We start from the raw sequence: 280 nt of genomic DNA, 5'->3' as shown, positions 1-280 counted from the left end.
TATGGATTTAGGAGCGGTGAAAGCTGTCGCAGAAAAAGCAGCGGCTAACGTGCGTACAATCGGTTTAGCGTTAACGTCTTGTACAGTTCCAGCGAGCGGATCACCTACTTTCACACTTGAGGAAGATGAAATGGAATACGGCGTAGGTATTCACGGCGAGCCAGGAATTAAACGTGAAAAAATGTTGTCGGCTGATGAATTAGCTAACCGTATGACAAATGATCTTGTAAAAGATTTAGGAGTAAAAGATGGCGAAGAAATTGCACTTCTAGTTAACGGT

General features: G+C 43.2%; 1 protein-coding gene. It reads left to right on the top strand.

Features of this window, described 5'->3' with window-relative positions; genetic code table 11:
- Window positions 1-16: 16 nt before the first annotated feature.
- The coding region (locus tag FS641_RS17785) for a dihydroxyacetone kinase subunit DhaK (RefSeq protein ID WP_222122131.1) at window positions 17-280 on the top strand (264 nt) is incomplete at its 3' end.

Origin of the sequence: Curtobacterium sp. 9128, assembly GCF_007673775.1 — a bacterium.
GTDB lineage: Bacteria > Actinomycetota > Actinomycetes > Actinomycetales > Microbacteriaceae > Curtobacterium.
Note: the sequence above shows the minus strand (reverse complement) of the source record. Positions and strands in the feature narration are given on the sequence as shown.